This is a genomic window from Vibrio sp. 1078-1, from assembly GCF_033340475.1.
In genome coordinates this window covers 1-533 of the sequence record NZ_JAWOWM010000823.1, presented here as the reverse complement: position 1 = coordinate 533, position 533 = coordinate 1, and the positions used below count along the sequence as shown (strand labels likewise).

The window sequence follows — 533 nt, the reverse complement described above, 5'->3', positions numbered from 1 at the left end:
ATGACATGGGATATGGCTCAAAAAGCGTGTTCTGGGGAAGCTCAAAAAGTAACATGGCAAAGCGCGCTGCTTACTGCGGAGCAAATTCGGAATGCCTCGGGCAACCATGTGCTACACAATTTTGCAGATAAAAAACAGTGGCGATTACCGAATATTAAAGAGTTAGTTACACTCACAGAGCGAGCGTGTTTCCATCCTTCGATGAATGGTACGGCGTTTGAAAGCGCATACTCGCTTGAAACTGGTGATTTAGGTAGCTACATCTGGAGCAACACGCCCGGCACTGACGCTAGACAAATCATGACGTTCGAAAGCGTGAATGGAGATGTTATTGGCTATTCTCCTGAGGCGAACCAGTTTTCAGTGTTGCTTGTCACAGACGAAGATTAATCGACAAGTGGCTGTGAAGACAATGACGTTAAAAAGCTCCGCATTTGCGGAGCTTTTTTCGTATTTCATCCAGTGTTTCGCATGTGTTTACGCCACAATAAGTGGGTACACTTGGAACTGTCTTAACTGTTGTTGCTGGTGTT

1 protein-coding gene is annotated in these 533 nt (G+C 45.4%); it reads left to right on the top strand.

What is annotated here, in order from left to right; genetic code table 11:
• Positions 1-390: DUF1566 domain-containing protein (locus R7190_RS30285; RefSeq protein ID WP_318138264.1), on the top strand; the 390-nt coding region annotated here is incomplete at its 5' end.
• Positions 391-533 lie beyond the last annotated feature (143 nt).